General features: G+C 68.9%; 18 protein-coding genes. 6 read left to right on the forward strand and 12 right to left on the reverse strand.

Annotation, left to right across the window (positions count from 1 at the left end; all coding sequences use genetic code 11):
* Positions 1 to 105: 105 nt before the first annotated feature.
* Positions 106 to 1,467, reverse strand: coding sequence for an IscS subfamily cysteine desulfurase (locus tag JQX13_RS33250; RefSeq protein ID WP_239015405.1), 1,362 nt, complete (start codon positions 1,465 to 1,467; stop codon positions 106 to 108).
* 355 nt (positions 1,468 to 1,822) lie between these two features.
* Here JQX13_RS33250 and JQX13_RS33255 point away from each other — a divergent pair, with 355 nt between their 5' ends.
* Positions 1,823 to 3,454, forward strand: coding sequence for an SPFH domain-containing protein (locus JQX13_RS33255; protein WP_203403492.1), 1,632 nt, complete (start codon positions 1,823 to 1,825; stop codon positions 3,452 to 3,454).
* Here the strand turns inward: JQX13_RS33255 and map are convergent.
* The 4 genes from map to JQX13_RS33275 are packed head-to-tail and all read right to left on the reverse strand — an operon-like array spanning position 3,435 to position 7,326.
* Complete coding sequence (gene map, locus JQX13_RS33260) at positions 3,435 to 4,421, reverse strand: type I methionyl aminopeptidase (RefSeq protein WP_203403493.1); 987 nt, start codon at positions 4,419 to 4,421, stop codon at positions 3,435 to 3,437. The two genes, JQX13_RS33255 and map, sit on opposite strands and share 20 nt — an antisense overlap.
* 48 nt (positions 4,422 to 4,469) lie before the next feature.
* Complete coding sequence (locus tag JQX13_RS33265; RefSeq protein WP_203403494.1) at positions 4,470 to 5,462, reverse strand: aldo/keto reductase; 993 nt, start codon at positions 5,460 to 5,462, stop codon at positions 4,470 to 4,472.
* A gap of 32 nt (positions 5,463 to 5,494) precedes the next feature.
* Positions 5,495 to 6,721: a DUF1990 family protein gene (locus JQX13_RS33270; RefSeq protein WP_203403495.1), complete on the reverse strand. Its 1,227-nt coding sequence runs from the start codon at positions 6,719 to 6,721 to the stop codon at positions 5,495 to 5,497.
* Positions 6,718 to 7,326: a DUF1990 family protein gene (locus JQX13_RS33275; protein ID WP_203403496.1), complete on the reverse strand. Its 609-nt coding sequence runs from the start codon at positions 7,324 to 7,326 to the stop codon at positions 6,718 to 6,720. Before JQX13_RS33275 ends, JQX13_RS33270 begins: the two co-directional genes overlap by 4 nt.
* 82 nt (positions 7,327 to 7,408) lie before the next feature.
* On the opposite strand from JQX13_RS33275, the gene JQX13_RS33280 reads away from it, so the two are divergent.
* On the forward strand, positions 7,409 to 7,699 hold the full coding sequence (locus JQX13_RS33280; RefSeq protein ID WP_203403497.1) for a hypothetical protein: 291 nt from the start codon (positions 7,409 to 7,411) through the stop codon (positions 7,697 to 7,699).
* Positions 7,700 to 7,721: 22 nt separating this feature from the next.
* On the opposite strand, the gene JQX13_RS33285 is transcribed toward JQX13_RS33280, so the two are convergent.
* Positions 7,722 to 8,183: a hypothetical protein gene (locus tag JQX13_RS33285; RefSeq protein WP_203403498.1), complete on the reverse strand. Its 462-nt coding sequence runs from the start codon at positions 8,181 to 8,183 to the stop codon at positions 7,722 to 7,724.
* A gap of 192 nt (positions 8,184 to 8,375) precedes the next feature.
* Here JQX13_RS33285 and JQX13_RS33290 point away from each other — a divergent pair, with 192 nt between their 5' ends.
* From JQX13_RS33290 to JQX13_RS33300, 3 genes are all read left to right on the forward strand, one after another.
* Positions 8,376 to 8,825 carry a MaoC family dehydratase gene (locus tag JQX13_RS33290; RefSeq protein ID WP_203403499.1) on the forward strand — a complete coding sequence of 150 codons (450 nt, stop codon included), beginning with the start codon at positions 8,376 to 8,378 and terminating at the stop codon, positions 8,823 to 8,825.
* 15 nt (positions 8,826 to 8,840) lie between these two features.
* Positions 8,841 to 10,091 carry an MFS transporter gene (locus JQX13_RS33295; RefSeq protein WP_239014005.1) on the forward strand — a complete coding sequence of 417 codons (1,251 nt, stop codon included), beginning with the start codon at positions 8,841 to 8,843 and terminating at the stop codon, positions 10,089 to 10,091.
* Positions 10,092 to 10,214: 123 nt separating this feature from the next.
* Positions 10,215 to 11,633 (forward strand): protein-disulfide reductase DsbD family protein, encoded by a 1,419-nt coding sequence (locus JQX13_RS33300; protein ID WP_203403500.1) that lies wholly within the window; start codon positions 10,215 to 10,217, stop codon positions 11,631 to 11,633.
* Between the two features lie 21 nt (positions 11,634 to 11,654).
* On the opposite strand, the gene JQX13_RS33305 is transcribed toward JQX13_RS33300, so the two are convergent.
* The 4 genes from JQX13_RS33305 to JQX13_RS33320 form a co-directional block, all read right to left on the reverse strand.
* Positions 11,655 to 12,017, reverse strand: coding sequence for a cupin domain-containing protein (locus JQX13_RS33305; RefSeq protein WP_203403501.1), 363 nt, complete (start codon positions 12,015 to 12,017; stop codon positions 11,655 to 11,657).
* Positions 12,018 to 12,049: 32 nt separating this feature from the next.
* Positions 12,050 to 14,335 (reverse strand): S41 family peptidase, encoded by a 2,286-nt coding sequence (locus tag JQX13_RS33310; RefSeq protein ID WP_203403502.1) that lies wholly within the window; start codon positions 14,333 to 14,335, stop codon positions 12,050 to 12,052.
* A 417-nt stretch (positions 14,336 to 14,752) separates the two neighbouring features.
* Positions 14,753 to 15,343 carry a tRNA-uridine aminocarboxypropyltransferase gene (locus JQX13_RS33315; RefSeq protein ID WP_203403503.1) on the reverse strand — a complete coding sequence of 197 codons (591 nt, stop codon included), beginning with the start codon at positions 15,341 to 15,343 and terminating at the stop codon, positions 14,753 to 14,755.
* Positions 15,340 to 15,885 (reverse strand): hypothetical protein, encoded by a 546-nt coding sequence (locus tag JQX13_RS33320; protein ID WP_203403504.1) that lies wholly within the window; start codon positions 15,883 to 15,885, stop codon positions 15,340 to 15,342. Before JQX13_RS33320 ends, JQX13_RS33315 begins: the two co-directional genes overlap by 4 nt.
* A gap of 186 nt (positions 15,886 to 16,071) precedes the next feature.
* Here JQX13_RS33320 and JQX13_RS33325 point away from each other — a divergent pair, with 186 nt between their 5' ends.
* Positions 16,072 to 16,335, forward strand: a complete 264-nt coding sequence (locus JQX13_RS33325; RefSeq protein ID WP_203403505.1) for a hypothetical protein — start codon at positions 16,072 to 16,074, stop codon at positions 16,333 to 16,335.
* Positions 16,336 to 16,359: 24 nt separating this feature from the next.
* Here JQX13_RS33325 and JQX13_RS33330 read toward each other — a convergent pair whose 3' ends face one another.
* Entirely contained in the window at positions 16,360 to 17,241 is an 882-nt protein-coding gene (locus JQX13_RS33330; RefSeq protein WP_203403506.1) for an EamA family transporter, read from the reverse strand.
* A 17-nt stretch (positions 17,242 to 17,258) separates the two neighbouring features.
* On the reverse strand, positions 17,259 to 18,653 hold the full coding sequence (locus tag JQX13_RS33335; RefSeq protein ID WP_203412327.1) for an MATE family efflux transporter: 1,395 nt from the start codon (positions 18,651 to 18,653) through the stop codon (positions 17,259 to 17,261).
* Positions 18,654 to 18,743 lie beyond the last annotated feature (90 nt).

The raw sequence follows: 18,743 nt of genomic DNA on the forward strand, positions 1-18,743 counted from the left end.
TCCCGTACTCTCTTATGAAGCCTTGTCACCGGGTCCGTTGCCCGGCAACCGTGCCGGGGCAGGGGGCCCGTCTGCCCTCCTACCAGGGGAGGGCACCGGACGGTGCTAGTGCGCCGTCCACTCGATGCTCTTCAGGTCGATGCCTTCCTTGGCCATCTCGTACAGCGGGCTCATCTCGCGCAGGCGGTTCACCTTGTCCACCATGAGCTTGATGACGAAGTCGACCTCTTCCTCGGTGTTGAAGCGGCCCAGGCCGAAGCGGATGGAGCTGTGCGCCAGCTCCTCCTCCACGCCGCACGCGCGCAGCACGTAGGACGGCTCCAGCGAGGCCGACGTGCACGCGGAGCCCGAGGACACCGCCACGTCCTTGATGGCCATCATCAACGCCTCGCCCTCCACGTAGGCGAACGAGATGTTGAGGTTGCCCGGCAGCCGGTGCTCCAGCGAGCCGTTCACCGTCACCATGTCCAGCTGCTCGGTGATGCCCTTGCGCAGCTTCTCGCGCAGCCGCAGCAGGCGCCCGGCCTCGTCGGCCATCTCCTGACGGGCGATCTCCGCCGCCTTGCCGAAGCCCACGATGGACGCCACGTTCAGCGTGCCCGAGCGCATGCCACGCTCATGGCCACCGCCGTCGATGATGGGGGCGATGCGCACGCGCGGCTTGCGGCGCACGTAGAGCGCGCCCACTCCCTTGGGGCCGTACATCTTGTGCGCCGAGATGGACGCCAGGTCGACGTTCATCTGCTCCACGTTGAATGGCACCTTGCCGATGCCCTGCACCGCGTCGCAGTGGAAGAGGATGCCTTTCTGGCGGCACAGCTTGCCGATCTCCGCGATGGGCTGCACGGTGCCGATCTCGTTGTTGGCGAGCATGATCGACACCAGGATGGTCTTGTCGGTCATGGCCGCCTCGAGCTTCTTCAGATCGATCCGGCCATCCTTCTCCACTTCCAGGTAGGTGACGCGCGCGCCACCCGTGGGCAGCTCGGCCCACTGGCGGTACACCGGATCATTGTCCAGGTCGTGCTTGATGGACAGCTCGGCCAGGTTGTCGCGCGACACGGGCGCGCCGGTGAGCTGGCCCAACCGCATCTGCTTCAGCTCGTCCAGGCGCTCCTGACGGATGCGCTCCAGGCGCTTGCAGGTGTCGAGCACCGCCTTGTGCTCGGTCTTCAGGGTGATGATGTGGTCACCCTTGTCCTTGTAGAACTCGACCACGCCCTTGATGGCCAGGTTGTCCGACTCGGTGGCGCCCGAGGTGAAGACGATCTCCTTGTCGGACGCGCCGAGGAGCGCCGCCACCTGCTTGCGCGCCTGCTCCACCGCCGCCTCGGCCTTCCAGCCGAACGCGTGATTGCGCGACGCGGCATTGCCGAAGTCCTCACGGAGGTACGGCATCATCGCCTCCAGCACCCGAGGATCCATCGGGGTGGTGGCGTGGTTGTCCATGTAGATGGGCAGCTTCAGCATTTCGGTAAACCTTCCGGACGACTGTCCGTCCCCTCGCCGCAGGTGCCGGTAACCCCGCGAGGCCCTAGGAGGTCCTACATGGACACACCTAATGTGGACTGGACCGGTCAATTATAAAATCGAGCCCCCCTCGGTCAAGCTGACATAAGGAGAGGGCGTTCCAGCCTCTATCAACCGCGAATCGGACCGATTCAGTCCTCTATCACGGGTGGACCGGAGCGGCGCGGTCCAATTCGGTGCACGTGCGCCAGGGTGGAGCACCCCTGGCGGCCAAGTGCGCGATTTCAGGGCAGGGGGGCGTTGGCCGACGGGCTGCAATTCCGGGAGTCCGAGACTTCCGGAGGTTGCGCCGATGAGCACGAACGAGAAGCGGGCCGTGAAGCTGAACGCCGTGGGGGCCCTGGAGCTGGCGTCCGCACAGGGGGGCGGGGACGAGCCGCGCCGGTACCAGGGCGGGTGGCGCGCGGGCAAGCCGGAGGAGGATCCGGAGAAGATGAAGAAGTGGGGCCTCGTCACCGCGAGGCCGAGCGAGTTCCTCATCCACATGCGACGGGGCCGGGTTCGCGAGGTGAGCGGGCAGGGGGCCTCGTGCTTCAAGCTGCCGGGCGACGCGGTGGCGATCGTCCCCACGAGCGTGCAGCGGTTGCAGTTCACCGCGGACCAGGTGACGAGCGAGAAGGTGGGCGTCCAGGTGACGGGCCTGGCGGTGTACCGCATCGTGGATCCGCTGGTGGCCTTCCGGATGCTGAACTTCTCCTTCCCGGAGCGGGCGCAGCAGAAGCTGCAGGAGCTGCTGCGGGAGATGTTCGTGGGCGCGGTGCGGCGGCTGGTGGCGAACCTGTCGGTGGAGGAGTGCCTCTCCAAGCGCAAGGAGGGCATCGCCACGGAGTTGATGCGGGAGATCGCCCCGGTGGTGTCGGGCAAGGGGCGGCTGGAGGACCGGAGCGACACGGGGTGGGGCGTGGTCCTGGACACGATCGAAATCCAGGACGTGCGGGTGCTGTCGGAGACGGTGTTCGCGAACATGCAGGCGCGCTTCCGGCAGGAGCAGGAGCGGGTGGCGCGCGAGGCGGAGCTGGCGAAGGAGCGCTTCATCCGGCGGGAGGAGGCGGAGGCGGAGCGGCAGATCTCCCTGACGCGGCTGGCGACGGAGGAGGAGGTCCGTCACAAGCGGCAGGAGGCGGAGGAGCAGGCGAAGCTGGAGGCGCTGGCGGTCGAGTCGCGCGTGGAGGAGGCGCGGGTCGCCAAGGAGCGGAGCACCCGGCAGGCGCAGGTGGGGCTGGAGCGCGAGACGGCGCTGGCGAGGCTGAATGCCGAGCTGGAGGTGAGGGAGCAGAAGGCGAGGGCGGAGGAGACGCAGAAGCTGGCGCAGCTCGAGGCCGAGCGGAGGCTGGCGGAGGCGAAGCTGGCGCAGGAGCGGGCGCTGGCGGCGGCGAAGGCGCAGGCGGAGCTGGAGAAGCTGAAGCTGGAGCAGGAGGCGGAGGCGGCGCGCCTGGCACACGAGCGGCGGATGGCGGCGGTGCGCGCGGAGGCGGAGCTGGAGAAGCTGCACCAGGAGCAGCAGGCGCAGGCGTCCCGGCACGCGGCGATGATGGAGGTGCTGCTGCAGGAGGCGGAGCGGGCGAGGGCGCAGGCGAAGGTTGCGGAGGCGCGGTGTGCCATCGCCGAGGCGGAGCTGGCGATGGCGGAGATGGAGGCGCGCAAGGCCCGCATCACGCAGGACCCGGAGCTGGCGCGGGTGCGCGCGCTGCGGGAGATCGAGAACACGCTCTCACCGGAGTCCATCCAGCTGGTGGTGGCGCAGCAGCTGCCGCAGGTGGCCGCCGCGTTCCAGCAGAAGATGGGCGAGGTGCACGTGACGGCGGTGGATGGAGCCAACCCGTTCGGCTACATCGCGGCGGCGGTGGAAGGCGTCATGGGGCTGGCGAAGTCGGCGGGCCTGCGGGTGCCAACCCCGCCGGTGTCTACCCCTCCAAACGGGTGAGGATCTCCGCGCCATCGCGCGTCACGTGGATGGTGTGCTCGAACTGCGCCGAGCGCCTGCCGTCCGCGGTGACCACCGTCCAGTCGTCATCCCAGTCCTGGTGCTGGATGGAGCCCATCGTGAGCATGGGCTCGACGGTGAAGAACATGCCCTCCTCGATGATGTCCGTCGCGCGGGGATCGAAGTAGTGGCAGACCTGCGGCTCGAGGTGGAACACCTCGCCGATGCCGTGTCCGCAGTAGGCGCGCACCACGCCGTAGCCATAGCGGCTGGCGTGCGCCTCGATGGCCCGGCCGATGACGTTGATGGGCAGGCCCGGGCGTACCGCCTCGATGCCCAACATCATGCACTCGCGGGTCACCCGGAGCAGCTGCTCGGAGGCCGCGTCGATCTTCCCCACGGGGAAGGTCGCCGAGCAGTCGCCGTGCATCCCATCGAGGTAGATGGTGATGTCGAGGTTGACGATGTCTCCGTCCTCCAGGGGCCGGCTGTCCGGGATGCCGTGGAGGATGACCTCGTTGACCGAGGTGCAGAGCGACTTGGGGAACCCGTGGTAGTTCAGCGTGCTGGGGTAGCCACCGCGGCGGATGTACTCCTCGTGCGCGATGGCGTCGATCGCGTCCGTCGTGACACCCGGCCGCAAGGCGGCACCCGTTACCTGGAGGACCTCGGCGGCGGCGCGGCAGGCCCTCCGCATCCGCTCCAGCCGGGTCGCCGGATCTCCCTTCACCCCGGGGCCGGGACGACCCGTCTCCGCGTAGTCGGGCCGAGGGATGTGGGGAGGCACCGGACGGCGAGGGCTCACCACGCCCGGCTTCACACGCCGGGAAGCGGGCACCGGTGCACGTGCCTGGCTGTCCTCGCCCCGGTGGCACTTCTTGTACTTGGTTCCGCTCCCGCACCAGCAGGGCTCGTTGGGGCCAGGAAGCTTCGCGGGGGGCAGGACGGGCGTGTTGGACGTGCTCATGGGGGTGCTTTCTATACCAACACCTTGGGGGGCCACCCGAAGTCCTCTTCAAGTCCCCGGAGTGGGCGCGTGTGCTGGCAGGATGCCCTCCTGCTTCAGCGCCTTCCAGAACGAGGCGGGGATGGGCTGACGCATCAGCTCCACGTTCTGGCGCACCCGCTCCCCGCTCTTGGCCCCGGGGATGACCGAGGCCACGACGGGATGGGCCGCGCAGAACTGCAGGGCCGCCGCCTTGATGTCTACGCCGTGCTGACGGCACATCGCGGCGATGCGGTCCCGCGCGGCCACCTGCTCGCGAGGCGCCTCCGCGTACTCGAACATGGAGCCTCCCGCGAGCAGGCCGGAGTTGTAGGGGCCTCCCACGACGACCTTCACGCCGCGCGCGGCACAAGCGGGGAACAGCGTGTCCAGGGCCGCGAGATCCAACAGGCTGTATCGCCCGGCGAGCAGGAATACGTCCGGGTCCGACTCCTCCAGCGCTCGCTGGCAGGCCTCCACCCGGTTCACGCCCAGGCCCCAGGCGCGGATGACGCCCTGGTCTCGCAGGCGGCTCAGCTCGCGCGCCGCGCCCTTCATGGCGGTGGAGAAGACCTCGGTCCAGCCCGGCCCGTGATGATCCTCGGCCACGTCGTGGATGTAGGCGATGTCGATGCGCCCCACACCGAGTCGCTGCAGGCTGTCCTCGATGGAGCGGCGTGTGCCGTCGGCGGAGTAGTCGTAGCGCACCTGGAAGGGCAGGACGCCGATGAAGGGGCCCAGCGTGTCGGGCGCCTTCGGATCGGGGATCAGCAAGCGGCCGACCTTGGTGGAGAGGACGTACTCGTCGCGATTGTAGCGGCGCAGCACGCGGCCGAAGCGGTGCTCGGACAGGCCGCACCCGTACATCGGCGCGGTGTCGAAGTACCGGATGCCGGAGTCCCAGGCCGCGACCAGTGCGCCCTCGGCGGTTTCCTCGTCGACGCGGTTGAACATGTTGCCCAGGGGAGCGCCTCCGAAGCCGAGCGGGCCGGGCGGAGCGAAATGCTTGGGGGTACCAGCCATGGAGTCCTCCTATCGGGGGTGACTTCCTCGTTCTAGCGCATGGCGGCGAGCAGCCTGCCCCCGAGTGTCACGACCAGGGCGTCCTCCATCAGCCCCGCCACCACGTTGGGCAGGCCCAGGCGGCGCGTCGCCAGTTGTCGCAGCTTGTAGAAGGCGAAGCTCGAGGCCACGGCCGCCGCGGCACCGAGCAGGGCCCGGCCGGCGGACAATCGTTGGTGTGGCGCGGCCACGGCGGCGCCGGCCAGCGCACCGGAGAGGGCCCGTGCCACCAGGGATGGCGGCGAGATACGTGCGGGGGTCCACGGCAGCTTGTCCCCGACCAGCTCTCCGGCCGCCAGCACGGCCAGCACGCGCGAGGTCCGCCGCGACGCGAGTGCGTGTGCTCGTCCTTTGGGCGCCTCGACGGGCTCACGTGAGAGCTGGTGGCTGAGGAGTGCAGGGGCGCTGAAGGTTCGCATTCCGGCCAGCACCCCGAAGCCCACGGTCGTCAACAGTTTGTCTCGTCTCACGCGCTCCACCTCCCGCTCGGTGCCGCTGAGGCGGCGGCCCAGGGCCTTCTGCGAATAGAACCGCACCGACTTCAACCCCACCTCCACGTGCGACAACTCCTCGGCCTCGGGATGCCGCTCCAGGTGGCCGGTGCGCATCAACCCCCGCAGACGCGCGTGGGACAGGTGGTGCCAGGCGCGCTGGTAGCGTCGCCCCATCAACTCGAAGCCCACGTAGCTCCACCAGTTGGGGAAGTGTCCCTCGCGCCAGGCGGCCTTGATGTGGAAGCGCAGCTCTCCGCTGCCGTGGTCCTTGCTGAGGAGGAACCACTCCCGCCCGGCCTCGATGTGCCCCCACAGGGTGTCGAGGCGGAAGCCGAACACGGTGCGCCCCTCCGTGTCCTCATCGCGGACGGCGCCGATGCGCACCGGACAGAGGTAATGCGGGCCCACGCTCTTCAGCTCGAGCAACACCGGGCGTCCCTCCAACGGCGTGGAGGCATCGAAGTGGGCATGCACGATGCGCGGGTCGGAGAAACCGTAGTGGATGACGGCGTGCTTCAGCCTGTCGAACGCGTCATCCCCGGACGGCGGGCCCGGGCGATCGCGGGCGATGACGGCCTGCGACTCCACCTGGCTCCAGCCCCTGTCGAGCGTCATCTGCTCCTCGGTCTCCTCGAAGTTGAGGGGGAGGGTCGCGGCCCGCTCGAGCAGCGCCGACACCTCGTTCTTCGACCAGCCTCTCATCCAGCGCCACTCCACGTCCGTCATGTCTCGTCTCCCCGAGCGAGGAAGGTGGGGCCCCGGACGTCATCCGCGCTCTCGTGCTCCTTCTTCATCACGGTGGTCTCCGCGTGGATGAAGCCGATGACGCCCTCGCCCACGGTGAGGGCCACGGTGTTCACGAAGTCGGCCCAGGTGTTGGTCTGCATGGCCTCGCCGCCCGTTCGGAACCCCAGGTACTTCACTCGCGAGCCCGAGCGCGCCCGGCTGCGGATGTGGAAGATGACGTCGCCCCGCTCGTTGCGGTAGGCCCCGAAGGTGATGCGTCCCGCCTCGGGGTGTCCGGGCAGGGTGGCCAGGGTGAGGCTCTGGCGATCCCGGTGGATGATGCGCACGTGGAACGTCCCCGCCCCGCGGATGCGCACCCGCAGCTCGTCACCCGTTTCGAGTAGCCGGTTCCGCTCGTTCTCGGGCGTGAAGACGACCAGCTCCTCGGGGGCGAACTCCGCGAAGCGGGCGGACACCAGCTCCATCAGCTCCGAGGGAGAGCAGCGGCAGTGGTCGATGAGGGCCCAGTAGTCTCGCTGCAGCAGGGGCCCGGCGCCGTCCACCGCGGACAACAACCCATCCTGCAACCCATCGCCTGCTTCCATGCCTGCTCCCGCCATCTCGCCTCCTCATCCAGGAGTCCTCAATATGTGTGGGGCGCAATGGTGGGCGCATGGGGAGGGCGTCATGCAGCAGGACATCAATCCGGCGAGCGAGAAGTCATTGAGGGACTATCGGGCCGCAGCGGTGATGCGCGCCGAGCATGACGAGGGCTCGTTCACCCGGTTGCTGGAGCAGCAGACGGCGAAGATTCCCTCGGACGTCTTCCTCTTCGCCAGTCTGTGCGCGATGGCCTTCTCACTGGGCGCGGAGTTGGCTCAACGGGACCGGGCCAGCCGCTTCGTGGGCATGTGGGTGGGGCCGCTGCTCATCATGGGCGTCTACAACAAGATGGTGAAGACGTTCGGAGCGCGCTGAGCGCTGGCGGTGGGCATCGGCGTCAGCCGGCGCGCTGCCCCTCGTGCAGACCGTGGTGCCGCAGGATGCGCTGGGCGGCGGGTTGGAGTCCCGCGTCGTCCAGGCACTTCGCCGTCCACTTCACGGCCTCGGGCAGGGAACTGGCCGTGAGGTACGGGAAGGGAGGGGGCTTGAGGTAGAGCATGAGGCTCGCCGCCAGCTGCATCACGGGCGAGGTGATGATGGTGGCGCAGCCCAGGAGGCGTGTGCGAAGCAGCGCGTCGTGCTCCCTGACGAACTCCGCCAGCCGCTGGCGATTCTCGGTCGTCATCATGATCACCTGCTGCGTGTCGACGATGACCACGAGCTTCTCTTCCCGCTTCAGGTGGTCGAGCATCTGGACGAAGTAGGCCTCCTGCTGCTGGAGGGAGGGCTGCCCCACGAACCTCACCACCAGCAGTGGCCACTGCGTGTCGTCGATGGTGATGGAGCCCGAGATGCTCATGCCGTGTGTTCGAGAGAGTGCCTGGGAACAGTGTATTCCCATGGCGAGGGGGTTTCGCCTGGGGGGCCCCATCGGGCGATGGTTCGAGGGGACCTGTGTCGCGAGGAGAACGGATGAGCTGCCGCCGCATCGAAACTTGCCGCGGCTTCCGAAGCTTTGAAAGCATCGGCGCGGGCTCCTATAGGGGAACACATGCGCTACTTCGAGGACTTTCAGGTGGGACAGGTACACGAGCTCGGCTCGTATGTGGTGACGCGCGAGGAGATCCTCGCGTTCGCCCGGCAGTACGATCCGCAGCCCTTTCACATCGATGAGGAAGCCGGTCGTCAATCCATCTACGGGAGCATCATCGCCAGTGGCTGGCAGACCGCGGCCATCTGCCACCGGCTGCTCGTTCGCGGCGTGTTGGAGGACTCCTCGAGCATGGGCTCGCCGGGCCTGGACGAGCTGCGCTGGCTGCGTCCGGTGCGGCCCGGGGACACGCTCTCCGCGCGCATCGAGGTGCTCGAGTCCACGCCCTCGCGCAGCAAGCCGGATCGCGGCTCCATCAAGATTCGCATGGAGGTCCGCAACCAGCAGGGCGAGGTGGTGATGACCGAGAGTCCCATCGCGCTGTTCCGCCGCCGCCCCACGACGACGTGAGCTAGGGTCCCGGGTGTGAAGACGACCTCGTACCGGAAGCTGGGGCTGCTCAGCGCGCTGTACTTCGTGCAGGGACTGCCCTACGGCTTCCAGACCACCGCGCTGCCCGTGTACCTGCGCACGCAGGGCGTGTCGTTGATGGTCATCAGCAGCATCGGGTTGTTGGCGGCTCCGTGGATGGGCAAGGCGCTGTGGGCGCCCCTGGTGGACCGCTACGGCTCGGAGCGCATCGGCCGGCGCAAGTCGTGGATATTGCCCATGCAGGCGGGCATGGCGGCGGCCTGCGCGGCGGCGGCCTTCGTACCGGTGCAGGGCGCGTTGCCCGTGCTGCTGGGGCTCGTCTTCGTGATGAACCTCTTCGCGGCCACGCAGGACATCGCGGTGGACGGCTTCGCGGTGGACCTGCTGGAGCCGCGCGAGCTGGGCTGGGGCAACTCGGCCCAGGTGGTGGGCTACAAGGTGGGGATGCTCACCGGGGGCGGGTTGCTCGTGTGGATGAGCGACGCCATCGGTTGGCGCGGCCTCTTCCTGACAATGGCGGGGTTGTCGTTGTTGGTGCTCGGGGTGGCGGCCCTGGCGCGCGAGCCCCGGCACGTGGCGGAAGGCCCGGGCGGTGAGGGGGCGCGGCTCTCCTGGGACGAGGTGAAGGAGCGGTTGCTCTCCCTGTGGCACCAGCCCGGCACGGGCTGGATGCTGCTCTTCATCGGCACCTACAAGCTGGGCGAGACGATGGTGGACGTGCTCTTCAAGCCCTTCCTCGTCGACATGGGCTTCACGGCCGCGCAGATCGGCCAGTGGGTGGGGACGTGGGGCACCGTGGCGTCGCTGCTCGGCTCGGCCGCGGGCGGACTGCTCGCCAGCCGGATGCCGCTGCTGGGGGCGTTGGCCCTCGCCTCGTGCCTGCGCGTGTTCCCGCTCGGAGGGGAGTGGTGGCTGGCGCTCCATGGTCCCACGGCGTCGGGCGTCATCGCCGTCACGGTGGCGGAGCACTTCTTCGGAGGGGTGCTCACCACGGTCCTGTTCGCGTTCATGATGTCGCGGGTGGACCGGCGCATCGGGGCCACGCACTACACGTTGCTGGCGAGCGTGGAGGTGCTGGGCAAATCGCCTGGGGGGCCCCTGGCTGGCCTGCTCGCCACCGGGGCGGGCTGGAGCTACGCGGACGTGTTCCTGTTCGGCATGGTGCTCTCGGTGGCCTTCGTGTTGCTCCTGTTCCCCCTGCGCCGGACGGAGCCCTCGCCCCAGCCCGCTTCACCTCCGGTATAGGAAGAGGGAGTCGGGAGCGGCTGTTCGTTCGCCGGTAGAATGGGCGGAAGGGGGCTGGCATGGCGGGCCGGATTCCGTTACCTGCTCGCCTCGCGGGGGCCCGGTAGGGCAAAGAGGAGCCACATGGAAGCGAAGAAGAAGGTCGGAGTCATCGCGGCGGTATTCGGGCTGGCCGTGGCGGTCATTCCCTTTCTCCTCCCGACGGGCCCGAGCTCGAGCCTGGACGCGGCGCGTTTCCTCGAGGCCGGCAGCTTCGCGCTCGGCGCGGCCGTGGTGTTCGCCGGGGGGCTGCTCACCGCGATGACGCCGTGCGTCTACCCGCTCATCCCCATCACCGTGTCCGTCTTCGGGGCGCGCAAGGCCGAGGGCCGGGGCAAGGCGCTCGTGCTGACCAGCGCGTACATCGTCGGCATGGGGGGGGTGTTCAGCGCGCTGGGCGTGCTGGCGGCGAAGACGGGGCAGGCCTTCGGCTCGATGCTCGGGAGTCCCGTGGTGGTGACGGGGCTGGCGGTGTTCCTCCTGGCGTTGGCCACGTCCATGTTCGGCGCCTTCGAGCTGGCGCTGCCCCAGGAGCTGCAGCAGCGGCTCAACTCGGTGGGGGGCTCGGGCCTCACGGGGGCCTTCCTCATGGGCAGCGTGTCCGGCTTCCTCGCGGCCCCGTGCACCGGGCCGGTCCTGACGGGCCTGCTGGCCTTCGTGGCGAAGTCGCAGAGCACCGTGCTCGGCGCGGCGCTGCTCTTCATCTACGCGCTCGGCATTGGCGTGCCCTTCTTCCTCATCGGCGTCTTCACCGTGCGGCTGCCCCGGGGCGGCGTGTGGATGGAGTGGGTGAAGAGCGTGCTGGGCATCGTGCTGGTGGCGCTCGCCATCTCGTACCTGAAGGACGGTTTCCCGGCGGTGGGCGGGGTGGTGAAGGGCCTGGCCGATCAGCTCGGTCGCGCACCCGGCGCGGCCATCGCCGCGGTGCTGGCCATGCTGGGCGTGCTGCTGGGCGCCATCCACCTGTCCTTCAAGGAGGGCGCGCGCGACTTCACGCTCAAGGGCTTCGGCGTGGCGTTGGTGGTGGTGGCGCTGGTGGTGCGGGGGGGCGCCATGGACACGAAGAGCGTGGGCTCCCTGTGGGTGTCGCTCGGCCTGATGGAGCAGCCGAAGGCGCCCTCCTTCGAGTGGCACGCGGTGATGCCGGCCAAGGGCAGCGGCTTCTCGTCCGAGTCCTTCGAGCAGGTGCTGGCCCGCGCGAGGAGCGAGGGCCGGCCGGTGATGATCGACTTCTTCGCGGAGTGGTGCGCGGCCTGCAAGGAGCTGGACCGTGAGACGTACCCGGCCCTCGAGGTCATCGAGGAGTCGGGCCGCTTCGTCAACGTGAAGGTCGACGCCACGAACGGCGATGACGCCCTGGACGCGCTGATGGAGCGCTTCGGGGTGGAGGGCCTGCCCACGGTGGCGTTCATCTCCTCCACCGGGGAGCTCCTCCCGGCCCCCCGGGTGACGGGCTTCCTCGAGCCGCGCTCCTTCGTCGTGGAGATGAAGAAGGTCAACTAGCGCGAGCGCCCGTCGCGGCGGCTACGCGTCGCGGTGGACGGTGTCGGGCGAGAAGGCGGGGAGGCAGATGGCGATGTACTCGGCGCCCTCGGCCTCGGGGGTGCTGTAGCGCACCCACTCGCCGGGCTCGGTCACCACGGCCTGCCCCGCGCGCACGTCCAGGTGCCCGCCCTTGTGCTCCACACGCAACAGGCCCTTGAGCACCACGGTCATCTCCCGGAACTCGGGCGTCTGGCCGGGCTCCACCCACCCTCCGGGGCTGCGCATGTGGGCGACGCTGAGATCGCCCTGCTTCGTGTTCACCCGCCCCACGTACTCGTCGATGAGCTTGGGCTTGTTGCCCGCGGCGGTGATGCGCGTGGGGGCGGCGATGAGGGTCGGCATGGCTCGTTCTCCTGGGGAAGGGGTACGGCGTGCTACCGGACGGAGTCGCCGGCCACCGCGGGGCTGCCGCTGGCCTTCAGGAACTCGAGCGCCTTGTCCAGCACCTCGTCCCTTCCGGCCTGGATACCCGCGAGTGTCGGCCTCACGAAGACCTGGGGCCTCAGGCCCATCCGCTGCAACTGGCGTCCATCCACGTGCCGCACGTCGTGGCCGGTGAAGATGAGCGAGATGCCGCCGGGCAGCACCAGGTCCGTGATGTCGCCGTTGGCACCCGCGCTCGGGCTGCCGATGAAGGTGGTGCCGTTCGCGACCTCGAAGAACAGGCCCGAGTGCTCGGACTGGCTGATGGCCCGCTCGTCGATGAGCATCACCGTCCGGCCGCGGTACAGGGTCACGTTGGCCTTCGGCAGCTCCTGGAAGAACTTGAACCGGCCATTCGCCTCCTCCTTGGAGACGGCCGAGATGACGTTGCGCTCGAACACCGCCGCGTAGCGCGCCTTGCGCGTGTTGAGATACGGCGCGATGGCCCAGGCCGTCCCGTTCGGGTAGCCGCGCATGTCGAACACGAGCGCCCGCGTGTTCTTCAGCTTCCCGAACATCGCCTCCACCTCGGACACCTGCAGGCGGGTCAGGTCCACGTAACCGATGTTGTCCCCGAGCATTCGCCAGGCCTCGCCCTGGGGGGGCTTCTGGAACGACTTCATGCTCCGGGTGAAGCGCACCTGCTTGAGCTGCCCCGTGGCATCACGCACGCCCACCGTCGCCTGGGAGCCCTCGGGCCCCGCCAGCGCCCTGGCCAGCAGCTTGTGCCTCAGGTGCACGGGGTGCGAGGCCGTGACATAGGGCCGCAGCGTCTCGATCCGCTCCGAGAGGGGCTTTCCGTCGAGCGTCTCGATCACCTGGCCGCGCGCGAGACCCGGGGCGGCCGCCTCGTCCCAGATGTTCACCACCACCGGCTTGCCCTCGATCTCCATCAGCTCGAAGGGCGCGTTCATCCCGGACAGGCCCCGCTTCTCCAACTCGGGGTGACCGCGCAGGGTCGTGTGCCCGTCCTGGATGAGCGCGCTCATCTCCGCCACCGCGAGCGCGTACTCCGCCGCGTCCTTCGCCTTGTCGAACTTCGGCAGGAACGTGAGCAGCGCGCCGTCCCAGTCCCGGTCCAGCAGGTGCTTGTAGGGGTAGAAGAGCTGGATGACGTTCCAGAGCCGGAAGAGCGCCAGCAGACGGTACTCGCGCTTCGGGTAGAGCATGTCCTCGTACTTCCGGTCCGCCTGCCACCGGGCCGGGGGCAGATCGAACTCGCGTGTCTTCGCCTTCTTCGCCGGCTTGCGCGCCAGCTCGAGCGCCTTCTGGAGCGTCTCGTCCTTGCCCTCCGAGCGCGCGCGCTTGGGCAGCACGGCGTCCGCGCGCATGGGGATGCCGAGCTCGCTCAGCCGCACCGCCACCTTCAGCCCGGCGCCGAGCTCCACCTGCGTCTGCTGCACCGCGGCGCCGTCGTCCAGGCGCCCCTCGGTGATGATCTGCGCCACGCCCAGGGCCTTCATCGTGAGGATGCGGGGATCCGCATACGACGCGTCATCCAGCAGGAAGATGACCGGGCGCGCCTTGCCGTCCCCCTTGGGGGAGATCAGCTCACCCGCCGTGGTGAGCAACGAGGTGGAGTAGCCGCTCGCCGTGGGGCGGCTCTGCGGGCGGTAGCCCGAGTGGTACACACTGCGCTCTCCCGGCACCTGGAGCTCCTGGCTCAACAGGAACGGGAGGATGTTGCCGAACGCATCGTGCATGGCCCAGGCGGTGTGCTCCTCCATCCCGCGGGCGCGCAGGTCGACGATGACTGCCTTGGCCTTGGAGATGTCCGGCCTCAGCTCCTCGGGCCTGTTGCGCAGGGTGGACAGGTTCGCCGGAGTCTTGACGGCGCGCAGATCCAGCACGAGCACGTCCTTGGCCTCCCAGCTGCGCAGCTCGCGCGCCGGGGCCGCTGGCGTCTTCTGCGCGCTCTCCTGCTGCTCGTCGGGGCGGAGGATGCGCGTGGCCGGATCCCTCAGCACGTCCAGCATGTCCTGCACGGCCGCGGCGTAGGCCACCTTGTCCCTGGCCTCCTCCACCCGGGGGATGGCGGCCACGAGCGCGGCGTCCCAGTCGATGTCCTTGTAGGCCAGATACGGGTGGCGGTATCTCACCTGGCCCCACAGGCGGGCCAGGCGGTCCAGACGCTCCTCGCGCGAGGGGAGGGGGGCGTTGGTGGGCTCCACCGCGGACGCGGTCGAGGCGACGAGACCGAGGACCAGGGTGAGACTCGTGAGGAGGGTGCGCAACATGTGCCTTCCTGGGGGAAGAAGAGCGTCTGGGGCCCCAACGGTATCGCACCAGCCGCGATCCACCGAAGAGGGGAGTAGGGCACCGGGTGCGAAGGCCCGCTCGGGCACCCCTGCCTGCTCGCATGGAGGGCAGGGGGTGGAGGGGGTGTGAACCAGTTCACATCAACGGAGTGAGCGGGCTCACAGCGCTGGAGGCGGGCTCATGAGAAGGTGCTTTCAGAACACGGGGGACGGGTTCCGCGAGGCGAGGGGGCTTGCACTGCGGATCCGACAAACTCCGAGGAGGCGCCTTGCAGTGCAAAGGGGGGAGGCGCCTCCCGTTCCCGCGAGGTCCGGGGGGGCACGCGGGATTCTACGTGGCCCGCTTCTTGATGCCCAGGCATCGAGGAGCGGGCCGCGGTTTTTTGCGGGCTCGGATCAGTCGTCGTCCTCGAGCCGGCCCCGGGCGGTCAACACCCGGTCGATCATCAACTCGTGGAGCTCGTGGAGCGGGCGGGCCACCTCCTCGCCCTCGAGGACGGTGATCGCCCCGGCGATGGCCTCCACGGTGGACATGCCATAGGGGTGGGGCGAGCGGCGCAGGCGCCGGGCCTCCGGGGGCGGCGGGGGCAGGGCGAGCCCCGGAAGGCGGCGCAGCTCGTGGAGCCGCTGGTACATGCGCCGGGCCTGTGTCCAGTTACCGTCCAGCACCACGAGCCGCTCGGGCGGAGGTGTGCCGGGCGGAGGCGGCTGGGCATCCGGGAAGAGCAGCCAGGTGCCCGGCGCGGCGAGCACCGACAGGTCGAACGGCTGGCCCGGCGCCCCGTAGGTGACGATGCGGCAGCGCGTCAGGGCGAGCCCCGCCAACCGCGCCGTGTTGGTGGACTTGTTGGCTTCCTTGTTGTGCCGGATGACGAGGAAGTCGGTGCGCGTCTCAATCCGAGGGACGTCGGCGCACAGGCACAGGGCGGTGGGCAGGTAGCAGGTAGGACAGCGTCCGGCGAAATCCGCCGGGGTGCGAGACCTCATTTGCCCTGACGGTAACGCTGCATGAGCTCGCGCGCCTCGCGCAGCTTGGACTCGACGAAGCGGTCCTCGGCGTCCATCTCCTCGTCCGTCTCCATGCCGAGCTGGAAGAGGGCCGACAGGTTGGCCGGGTTGATGTCCAGCCACTCGGCGGTGCGGTCGAGCACGTTGCGGCGGCGGCCGGCGAACGTCTCGGGGCTCTCGTCGGGCAGGCAGCGACAGACCCGGGCCGAGTCGCTGCCCACGTCCACGTAGAGACCGAGCACCTCGGTGTCCAGCTCGGCGGCGATGGCGGAGGCGGCCTCGGTGACATGGGCGGCCAGGGCGTGCGCGGCGGAGCGCTCGGTCATGGAGCGCACCAGGTAGACGCGCCAGCCGGCCTCGCCGAGCGTGCCAGCGGCCTCGAGCGGGGCGAGCTCGGCGGGAGGAGCGGAGATGCGCGTGAGGACGCGGCGCACGGGTGCCTCGATGTTCTCGAGCTGGGCGCTCGAGGTCGGGCAGAAGAAGACGACGCGGTACTCGCGGCTATCGACGGAGGGTTCCATGAGGGGACTGCTCCCGTGGACTCTGACGGGATCTCTCAAGAGGACCACTCCCCCGGCCCCCAGTGCAAGCGGGTATTTGAGGGAGTGCGGTGGGACTGCTACACGGGAGGCATGTCCATCACGCTCTATATCAAGAACGGTTGAACGGGTTGTAAGTCAGCGCGGGAGTTTCTCGCGCAAAAGGAAGTGCAGGCGGAAGTACGGGAGCTGACGAAGAAGCCGCTGAGCGAGGCCGAGGTCCGGGCGCTGGCGGCGAAGATGGGAGGCGTCCACCAGTTGATAGCGCCCAAGAGGAAGGCGGAGCTGGGGGCGCTCGGGGAGGAAGAGCTGGTGACGCACCTGGCGGCGAACCCGAACCACGTACGCAGGCCCCTCATCGACACGGGGAGCCGGCTACTGGGGGGCTTCACCGCGGAAGTCCGGGCGGCGCTGGAGAAGGAGCTGAAGTAGCCCCTTCCCTCCGGTCCCCATGGGTCACCCCGTACCCGTGGGGACCGGTGCGTCCTGGACCGGGACGCCCTCCCGAGCCCGAGGCTCGCTGGCGACCCAGACGCCGGAGCCGAGGACCACCAACCCTCCCAGGACACCGAGGGGCCCGAGGGTCTCGCCGAAGACGATCACTCCGACGAGGGCGGCGGTAAGGGGTTCCAGGTAGGTCAGGACGCTGGCGGTGGCGGTGGGGATGCGGCGCAGTCCGGCATAGAACAGCAGGCTGGCGACGAAGCCGCACAGGAGGACGCCGCAGGAGGCCAGGAGGAGGCGGGAGTCGAGGGCGGGAGGCAGGGCCTCGCGCCCGAAGACGAGCAGGAGGGCGAGGGTGGCGATGGGGGAGTGGAGGGCGGAGATGGCCAGGGGCGAGTAGGCGCGCGAGGCCTCCTTCGAGGCGAGCACGTTGGCCATGAAGAAGAGGGCGCTGCCGCCGCCGAGCAGGGCGGTCCAGGGATCGGCGAGGCCTCCCCGGTGTACATCCAGCAGGAGCGCCAGCCCCACGAGGGTGAGGGGCGCACCCAGGAGGGCGCGAGGGGAGCGGCGCTCGCGGAGGACCCAGGGGGCGCACAGGGCCGTGAGGAGGGGAGCGAGGTAGTGGGTGAGGACGGCGACGGCGACGGGGCCGCGCTGGACGCCGCCGAAGAAGAGGGCGCAGTTGGCCGCGTCACTGAACCCGAGGACGACGAGCGCGAGCGTGGCACGGCGATCGCGGAAGGCCTCGCGGCGCAGGACGAAGGGGGCCGGGAGCGACAGGAGCGCCATCGAGAGGAAGGCGCTCTGGATGCCGGTGAGCCCGGCCGGCCGCAGGAAGAGGGACCAGCACCCCCAGAGGGTGGCTCCCAGCGCGACCATGACGAAGTGCCTCACCTACGCTCCCATGGACCTCAAGCGCCGACGGCCACCGCGGCGGGCTGCTCCTGCTCCACGGGGGTGACGAGCGATTTCTTCTCCCAGGCCCTGCTCCGCCACCGGTACCAGAAGACGAGGCCGCGCGTCCATTCATCCGCCGCGATGGCCAGCCAGACGCCCGGCAGTCCCAGGTTCAGCTTGAAGACGAAGAGGTAGCCCAGCGACAGGCTGAGGCAGGCCATGGACAGGAAGCCCATGTAGACGGTGAACGTGGCATCTCCGGCGGCGCGCAGGGCGTTCACCAGCACGAGGTTGAAGGCCCGCCCGGTCTCGAGCACGAGGCTCAGGATGATGACCTGCGAGGTCAGCCGGATGATGTCGGCGTTGTCCGTGAACATCCCGACGAGCTGCTCGCGGAAGAGGATCGCGACCACATCCACCGCGAGGGTGATCAGTACGCTCCACTTCAGGCTTTGCAGGACCTGCCGGTACGCGTCTCCCGGGCGGCGTGCACCCACCAGGCGCCCGACGATGATGGACGTACCGATCCCGATCGCCAGGCTGAAGAGGAAGACATACTGGGAGATGGCCAGGGCGTACTGCCTGGACGCCAGGGCCGCGGTGCCCACGAAGGTCACGTAGTACAGGAACACCGTCTGGCAGACGTGGTACGTGACCTGCTCGCCGGCGGAAGGAATGCCCACCTTGAGAATCTTGTGGATGTACTCCTTCGAGAACGTCACGTAGTCGCGGAGCACCATCCGGACTTCCATCACCAGGTAGAGCATCCAGACGAAGACGACGAGTGCGAGGGCACGGCTCATCACGGTGGAGATCGCGGCACCGGCCACCTCCATCCTCGGGAAGCCGAAGTGGCCGAAGATGAGCAGGTAGTTGCAGAGCACGTGGACCACGTTCATGCCCAGCGACACGTACATGGATTGCCTGGTGAATCCGTACGTGCGGAGCATGCTGGAGAAGACGTTGATGAGCGCCTGGATGAACAGGAATCCACCCGCGATTCCCATGTACGTCTGGGCATGAGCCAGCACCTGGCCCTGCAGGTTCATGTGGCTCAGGATCGCGTTGCCGAACAGCAACAGGCCCGCGCTGACGACGATGCCGAGCAGGAAGTTCAGCGTGATGGAGAGCGCGGTGATCCGGGCGGCCTCCTGCGCTCGCCGGGCGCCGATGTACTGCGCGACGACGACGGAGGCCCCGTTGCTGATGACCTCCATGATGAGGATGCAGATGAAGATGTATTGATTGACCACACCTACCGCGGACACGGCATCGTCCGAGACGCCGCTGAGCATGAGCGTGTCCGCCGTGCCCATCAGCATGAACAGTAGGAACTCAAAAAAGATTGGCCAGGTCAGCCGGAAGAGCCCCAGAGGTGGTTGGCCCTGTGTCGACTGTCCCTCGTGCATCACCGCGATTTCCACGTGCTCTCCTGCGCCTCGGAGCGACTTCGGCCTTGGGCCGGGCTGGTGTGGCCCCGGGGTCCATCTCAATCGGGC

Source organism: Archangium violaceum (genome assembly GCF_016859125.1).
Taxonomy (GTDB): Bacteria; Myxococcota; Myxococcia; order Myxococcales; family Myxococcaceae; genus Archangium; species Archangium violaceum_A.

Bases quoted from the DNA above. Each gene is read 5' to 3' on its own strand.
- JQX13_RS33255 (WP_203403492.1), top strand. From the start codon at position 1,823: ATGAGCACGAACGAGAAGCGGGCCGTGAAGCTGAACGCCGTGGGGGCC.
- map (WP_203403493.1), bottom strand. From the start codon at position 4,421: ATGAGCACGTCCAACACGCCCGTCCTGCCCCCCGCGAAGCTTCCTGGC.
- JQX13_RS33265 (WP_203403494.1), bottom strand. From the start codon at position 5,462: ATGGCTGGTACCCCCAAGCATTTCGCTCCGCCCGGCCCGCTCGGCTTC.
- JQX13_RS33270 (WP_203403495.1), bottom strand. From the start codon at position 6,721: ATGACGGACGTGGAGTGGCGCTGGATGAGAGGCTGGTCGAAGAACGAG.
- JQX13_RS33275 (WP_203403496.1), bottom strand. From the start codon at position 7,326: ATGGAAGCAGGCGATGGGTTGCAGGATGGGTTGTTGTCCGCGGTGGAC.
- JQX13_RS33280 (WP_203403497.1), top strand. From the start codon at position 7,409: ATGCAGCAGGACATCAATCCGGCGAGCGAGAAGTCATTGAGGGACTAT.
- JQX13_RS33285 (WP_203403498.1), bottom strand. From the start codon at position 8,183: ATGAGCATCTCGGGCTCCATCACCATCGACGACACGCAGTGGCCACTG.
- JQX13_RS33290 (WP_203403499.1), top strand. From the start codon at position 8,376: ATGCGCTACTTCGAGGACTTTCAGGTGGGACAGGTACACGAGCTCGGC.
- JQX13_RS33300 (WP_203403500.1), top strand. From the start codon at position 10,215: ATGGAAGCGAAGAAGAAGGTCGGAGTCATCGCGGCGGTATTCGGGCTG.
- JQX13_RS33305 (WP_203403501.1), bottom strand. From the start codon at position 12,017: ATGCCGACCCTCATCGCCGCCCCCACGCGCATCACCGCCGCGGGCAAC.
- JQX13_RS33310 (WP_203403502.1), bottom strand. From the start codon at position 14,335: ATGTTGCGCACCCTCCTCACGAGTCTCACCCTGGTCCTCGGTCTCGTC.
- JQX13_RS33315 (WP_203403503.1), bottom strand. From the start codon at position 15,343: ATGAGGTCTCGCACCCCGGCGGATTTCGCCGGACGCTGTCCTACCTGC.
- JQX13_RS33320 (WP_203403504.1), bottom strand. From the start codon at position 15,885: ATGGAACCCTCCGTCGATAGCCGCGAGTACCGCGTCGTCTTCTTCTGC.
- JQX13_RS33335 (WP_203412327.1), bottom strand. From the start codon at position 18,653: ATGCACGAGGGACAGTCGACACAGGGCCAACCACCTCTGGGGCTCTTC.